The sequence below is a fragment of the uncultured Limnohabitans sp. genome (assembly GCF_937889215.1).
In the GTDB taxonomy this organism is placed as follows: Bacteria; Pseudomonadota; Gammaproteobacteria; order Burkholderiales; family Burkholderiaceae_C; genus Limnohabitans_A.
Genome location: NZ_CALBEX010000439.1, coordinates 1 through 5,908 on the forward strand (window position 1 = coordinate 1; position 5,908 = coordinate 5,908).

A 5,908-nucleotide genomic window follows, 5' to 3' on the forward strand; every position below is an offset into this window, starting at 1 on the left:
CAGCTGCTCAAAGACCTGGGGGCCAACATCGAAACCGGCGCATCGCCCTCACCCGAAGCCTTGACCATTGTGGCCCCGCTGGGTTTTGACATCACCACCGTGGCCGTGGTCGAGCGCCTGGACCCGGCCCGCACCGTGGGCATCGACATGCTGTTTGAGGACGCTTCCACCAAGCGCCGCGTGCTGGCCACCAACCCGGCCACGCGCATCGACATGCGCAATGCGGCCCATGCCTTGTTTGCGCGTGACGGCAAGGCCGTGTCGGTGATCCGTGACAGTGGTGGTTTTGTCACGCAACGTGTGGTGGCGTGCATCGTCAACATCGCGTCCGACATGTGCCAGCAACGCATCTGCAGCCCACAAGACCTGGAAACCGCCGTTACCTTGGGCCTGGCCTACCCCATGGGACCCTTGGCTATGGGCAACCGCTTGGGACCTGACAGCATTTTGGAAGTGCTGTTTAACCTTCAAACGGTTTATGGCGACCCCCGTTATCGCCCCAGCCCTTGGCTGCGCCGCCGTGGTGCGATAGGCCTGTCGCTGATGCACACGGAAGAACAATGACTTTGCGGGACAGATCTTCAGCTCTGCCCCCATCTGATTTAAAAATATGACCGCCCAACTGCTCAGCACCAGCGAAGGCCGGACCTTGGTCCTGACCCTCAGCAACCCAGAGTTTCGCAACGCCCTGGGCCCCGAGATGTACGCCGCAGGTGTGGAGGCCCTGAGCGTGGCCGAATCCAGCGCCGATGTGCGCAGCGTGGTGATCACCGGAGCGAATGGCATCTTCAGCGCAGGCGGCAATTTGCAGCGTTTGCAAAACAACCGCCAGCAGCCGCCTGAACACCAGGCTCAAAGCATTGAAGGCCTGCACAACTGGATCGAAGCGATCCGCACCTTTCCCAAACCAGTGATCGCCGCTGTCGAAGGGCCTGCAGCCGGTGCCGGTTTCTCGTTGGCTTTAGCCTGCGACATGATCGTGGCCGCGCGCAACAGCGTTTTCGTGATGGCTTACAGCTCCATTGCCCTCTCGCCCGATGGCGGCGGCAGCTGGAGTTTGTCGCGTGCTGTGCCGCGCCAATTGGCCACCGAACTCCTGATGTGCGGCGAGCGCATTGGGGCGGAGCGCCTGCAACAACTGGGCGTGGTCAACCGCTTGACCGATGCGGGCCAAGCCCTGCAACACGCCTTGGACTGGTGCGAACAACTCAACACCCGCGCGCCCAATGCCTTGACCAGCATCAAAGATTTGCTGAACGATGCCGACGGCAGCAGCCTCAATGCCCAACTGGCACGCGAGCGGGATCACTTTGTCAAAAACCTGCACCACCCCAACGCGGGCGTCGGCATTTCCGCTTTTTTAAACAAGCAAAAACCCGAATACGAATGATGCGGCTGGTCCCCCAGGCGACAAAAATCTGATTCACAGTCACTCAAAGGACAGAACATGGACGAGCCCATTCTGACAATGGAGGAAAGAGAGTCGATCAACAACGGTCGTTGGTTCTCAAGTCTTTCACCTTCACTACGACACGACATACTTCGATGCGCTTACGTCAAACGTCACAAGGACGGCGATATGCTCGCTGCACGGGGAGATCCACCCGAGCAGTGGATCGCCTGTGCCAAGGGCGCGGTGCGCGTGAGCTCGACCTCGGTGTCGGGCAAACAGATCACCTTGACCTATGTGGAGCCAGGCATTTGGTTTGGCGATGTGTCGATCTTCGACGGAGACCGGCGCACGCACGACTGCTATGCACACGGCGACACGACCACGCTGAACGTGGCCAAGGCCGACTTCAAAAAAATTCTCTCCCAGCACGTCGAGTTTTACGAAGCCATGCTGCGCCTGCATGCACGGCGCATTCGCCAACTGTATGGTTTGGTGGAAGACCTCAACACCTTGCCTTTGCGGGCACGGCTGGCCAAACAACTCAACCACTTGCTGCGCAGCTACGGCACGCCCAGTTTGTCGGACGCCAAAGCGATCCGCATCAGCTTGCAACTGGCGCAGGAAGAGCTGGCGCAATTGCTGGGTGCTTCTCGCCAACGCGTGAACCAAGAACTCAAGCAAATGGAGCGCGAGCAAATCATCCGCATCGAGCCGGGCGGCCTGGTGGTGCTGGACCGCGACGCACTGCTGCTGATCGTGAACGCGGACCACTGACGCGCCACATTTCCACCCTGTCGCCGCTCACTGCGGCGACCACTGATTTTCGACGGGTCAACCCATGAGTGCTTTTGATCATTTTGTGGGGACCCGGCCTGTCACCGGCACCCACGCCTTCGACATTCCAGCCCTGGAGGCCTGGCTCAGCGCCAAACTCCCCGGTTTTGCAGGCCCCTTGAGCGTGGAAATGTTCAAGGGCGGGCAATCCAACCCCACCTACAAGCTCATCACGCCCACTTGCCAATACGTGATGCGGGCCAAGCCCGGTCCCGTGGCCAAACTGCTGCCCTCGGCCCATGCCATCGAGCGCGAGTTTGCGGTCATGAAAGGCCTGTACGGCACCGACGTGCCCGTGGCCCAAATGCATGTGCTGTGCGACGACGAATCGGTCATTGGGCGTGCGTTTTACGTCATGGAGTTCGTGCAAGGCCGCGTGCTTTGGGACCAGTCCCTGCCCGGCATGACACCCGCCGAGCGCGGCGCGATCTACGACGAAATGAACCGTGTGCTGGCCGCGCTGCACAAGGTCGATGTGGCCAAGCAAGGTCTGTCCAGCTACGGCAAACCGGGCAACTACATTGAGCGCCAAATTGGCCGCTGGAGCAAACAGTACGCGGCGTCTGTCACCCAGCCCATTCCCGAGATGGACCAGTTGATCGAGTGGCTGCCGAAAAACATCCCGGACAGCGCCAAAGACGAATCCATGGTCGGCGTCGTGCATGGCGACTACCGCCTGGACAACCTTATGTTCCACCCCACCGAAGCCCGGGTGATGGCCGTACTGGATTGGGAACTGTCCACGCTGGGTCACCCGCTGGCCGACTTCAGCTACCACTGCATGGCCTGGCACATCAAACCGGGCACCTTCAGGGGCATCGGTGGTCTTGATTTCGCGGCGCTCGGCATCCCATCTGAGGCCGAATACATCCGCCGCTATTGCGAGCGCACCGGTTTCACCACACCCGAGGTTTTGGCCAAAGACTGGAACTTTTACCTCGCCTACAACATGTTCCGCATCGCCGCGATCTTGCAAGGCATTGCCAAACGCGTCGAAGACGGCACTGCGTCCAGCGATCAAGCCAAATCCTCCGGTGCCGGTGCGCGCCCGATGGCCGAGTTGGCCTGGCAGTTCGCTTGCAAAGCCTGACACCCCCTTTTTACGACCCATCACTTCAAGGAGATAGACCATGGATTTTGAATACACCCCCAAGGTCAAAGACATGCAGGCCCGTTTGTTGGCCTTCATGGACGAGCACATTTACCCCAACGAGGCGAGATTCTTCGAAGAGATTGCCGAAAACCGCGCCAAAGGCAACGCCTGGGTGCCCACCAAAATCGTCGAGGAACTCAAGCCCAAGGCCTTGGCCGCCGGTTTGTGGAACCTGTTCTTGCCCAAGTCGACACGCGCACCGCAAGGCCTGTCCAACCTCGAATACGCACCCCTGTGCGAGATCATGGGCCGCGTACCCTTTGCAGCCGAAATTTTCAACTGCTCAGCGCCCGACACCGGCAACATGGAAACGCTGGAACGCTATGCCAGCGAAACCCTCAAAGACGAATGGTTGGAGCCTTTGCTGCGCGGTGAAATCCGCTCGGCCTTCTTGATGACCGAGCCCGATGTGGCCTCGTCCGACGCCACCAACATCGAATGCGAGATCCGCCGCGACGGCGACGAATATGTCATCAACGGCCGCAAATGGTGGTCGTCCGGCGCGGGCGACCCACGCTGCGCGATCTACATCGTCATGGGCAAGACCAACCCCGATGCCGGTCGCCACGAACAACAATCCATGATCGTGGTGCCCGCCAATACCCCCGGCATCACCGTGGTGCGCGCCTTGTCGGTGTTTGGTTACGACGACGCGCCGCACGGCCACATGGAAGTGTTGCTCAAAAACGTGCGTGTGCCGGCCGAAAACATTTTGCTGGGCGAAGGCCGTGGCTTTGAAATCGCACAAGGCCGCTTGGGCCCTGGCCGCATCCACCACTGCATGCGCACCATCGGCATTGCCGAGCGCGCCCTGGAGCTGATGTGCAAACGACTGAACGAGCGCGTGGCCTTTGGCCGCGAAGTGGCCCGCCAGACCGTGTGGCAAGAGCGCATTGCCGAATCGCGCTGCATGATCGAGCAAGCCCGCCTGCTGACCCTCAAAGCGGCTCACATGATGGACACCGTGGGCAACAAGGTCGCCAAGGCCGAAATCGCGATGATCAAGATCGTGGCCCCCAACATGGCTTGCCAGATCATCGACTGGGCCATTCAGGCCCACGGTGGTGGCGGTGTGTCGCAAGACTTCCCGCTGGCCTATGCCTACGCCCACCAGCGCACCCTGCGCCTGGCCGATGGTCCAGACGAAGTGCACCGCAATTCGCTGGCCAAACTGGAACTGGCCAAGCAATTGGCGCTGCCCGGCGAACTCGGCATGCCCGTCACGCGCGGCAGCTGATCGGTCCCGTGCATCCCAACTCAGCAGCGTCTTTGATGGCGCTGCTGAGTTTCGTTTGGGGATGGGTCCGCAACTGGTTGGTCACGAATAAGCTCTGCAGAGCGTAGCCTGAAGAGCTGACCGTAGGGCCTTTAAGAGTTTTGACCTCTAAGCATCGCGAAGCCACATTTTCGGAACGTTGCGGTAGGCATTGTCGGACCTGAAGGCGCCGACCTACAACAGACACAAGATCGGGCTGCTCCACTCGGCTCGCCACTTCATTAGCCTCGGCCTCACTGCCTCACAGGACTCAGCAGGGCGCTCAGTGCACCGAGCCAGCGGGCAAATCGGGTGGCAAGCCGGTGAACAAGCCGGCCGCATCTACCGGGTCAAACCGGTATTGCGCACCGCAAAAATCACAACCCACTTCCACCTGCCCTTGCTCGGCGATGATGCCTTCCACCTCTTCGGTGCCCAGGCTGCGGATCATGTTGCCCACACGCTCGCGGTTGCAGCGGCAGGCAAAGCGCGGGCCGTTGTCGCCCATGAAGGGTTCAAACCGGGCCAGCGGCTCTTCCCAATACAAGCGGTGCAGAATCGTTTCGGCGTCCAAGCCCAGCAGCTCCTCACGCTTGATGCTTTTGGTCAAGATGGAGATGCGGCTGAAATCTTCGCTTTGGCCCAGCACAGATTCACGCATGAGTGAATCGGTTTTACCCGCCAAATTCCCCTCGCCTTCAATGGGCAGGCGCTGAATCAGCAAGCCCGCTGCCACCTTGTCATCGGCCGCCAGCACCAGCACGGTGTCCAGCTGCTCGGACTGCAGCATGTAATGCTCCAGCACCTCGCTGATGTTCTCCAGCTTTTCACCCCGGTCGCCAAACAGCGGCACCACGCCTTGGTAAGGCTGCTGGCCGGGCAAGCGGTCTTGCGGGTCTAGGGTAATGGCACAACGCCCTTCATTGTTCACGTTCACCATTTGGCTCAGGGTGGCGTCGTCGGCCACCTCGCCCACCTGGGTGCAGGTGGCGCGCAGGCTCAAATCCGGTTGCACCTCGACCACGCCGAGCTTGACCGGGCCGTCGCCAAAAATCTGCAGCACCAACGCGCCGTTGAACTTGATGTTGCCCTGCATCAGCACGCCCGCCGCGGCCATCTCGCCCAGCAACTGGCGCACGGGCGCAGGGTATGCACCGGTTTCGGAATTGGCAGCACGCCGCGCCAGGATGTCTTGCCAGGCATCGGTCAGGCGCACCAGCATGCCGCGAACCGGCAGGCCTTCGAAAATGAATTTATGGAGTTCGGACAAAGT

6 protein-coding genes are annotated in these 5,908 nt (G+C 60.5%); 5 read left to right on the forward strand and 1 reads right to left on the reverse strand.

The genetic code is table 11. The features are described from left to right. The 5 genes from Q0341_RS11140 to Q0341_RS11160 all read left to right on the forward strand — a co-directional run. Positions 1-564, forward strand: a 564-nt coding sequence (locus Q0341_RS11140; RefSeq protein WP_299513217.1) for a 3-hydroxyacyl-CoA dehydrogenase family protein, incomplete at its 5' end; no start/stop codon positions are given. A gap of 46 nt (positions 565-610) precedes the next feature. Then, a complete protein-coding gene (locus Q0341_RS11145) occupies positions 611-1,390 on the forward strand; it encodes an oxepin-CoA hydrolase, alternative type (RefSeq protein ID WP_299513219.1) in 780 nt (259 codons plus the stop codon). Positions 1,391-1,447: 57 nt separating this feature from the next. Next, positions 1,448-2,167 carry a Crp/Fnr family transcriptional regulator gene (locus Q0341_RS11150; RefSeq protein ID WP_299513221.1) on the forward strand — a complete coding sequence of 240 codons (720 nt, stop codon included), beginning with the start codon at positions 1,448-1,450 and terminating at the stop codon, positions 2,165-2,167. A gap of 64 nt (positions 2,168-2,231) precedes the next feature. Continuing rightward, positions 2,232-3,317, forward strand: a complete 1,086-nt coding sequence (locus Q0341_RS11155) for a phosphotransferase (RefSeq protein ID WP_299513223.1) — start codon at positions 2,232-2,234, stop codon at positions 3,315-3,317. Positions 3,318-3,357: 40 nt separating this feature from the next. Next, positions 3,358-4,617, forward strand: a complete 1,260-nt coding sequence (locus Q0341_RS11160) for an acyl-CoA dehydrogenase family protein (protein ID WP_299513225.1) — start codon at positions 3,358-3,360, stop codon at positions 4,615-4,617. Positions 4,618-4,918: 301 nt separating this feature from the next. On the opposite strand, the gene Q0341_RS11165 is transcribed toward Q0341_RS11160, so the two are convergent. Further along, a complete protein-coding gene (locus Q0341_RS11165) occupies positions 4,919-5,905 on the reverse strand; it encodes an Hsp33 family molecular chaperone HslO (RefSeq protein ID WP_299513227.1) in 987 nt (328 codons plus the stop codon). Positions 5,906-5,908 lie beyond the last annotated feature (3 nt).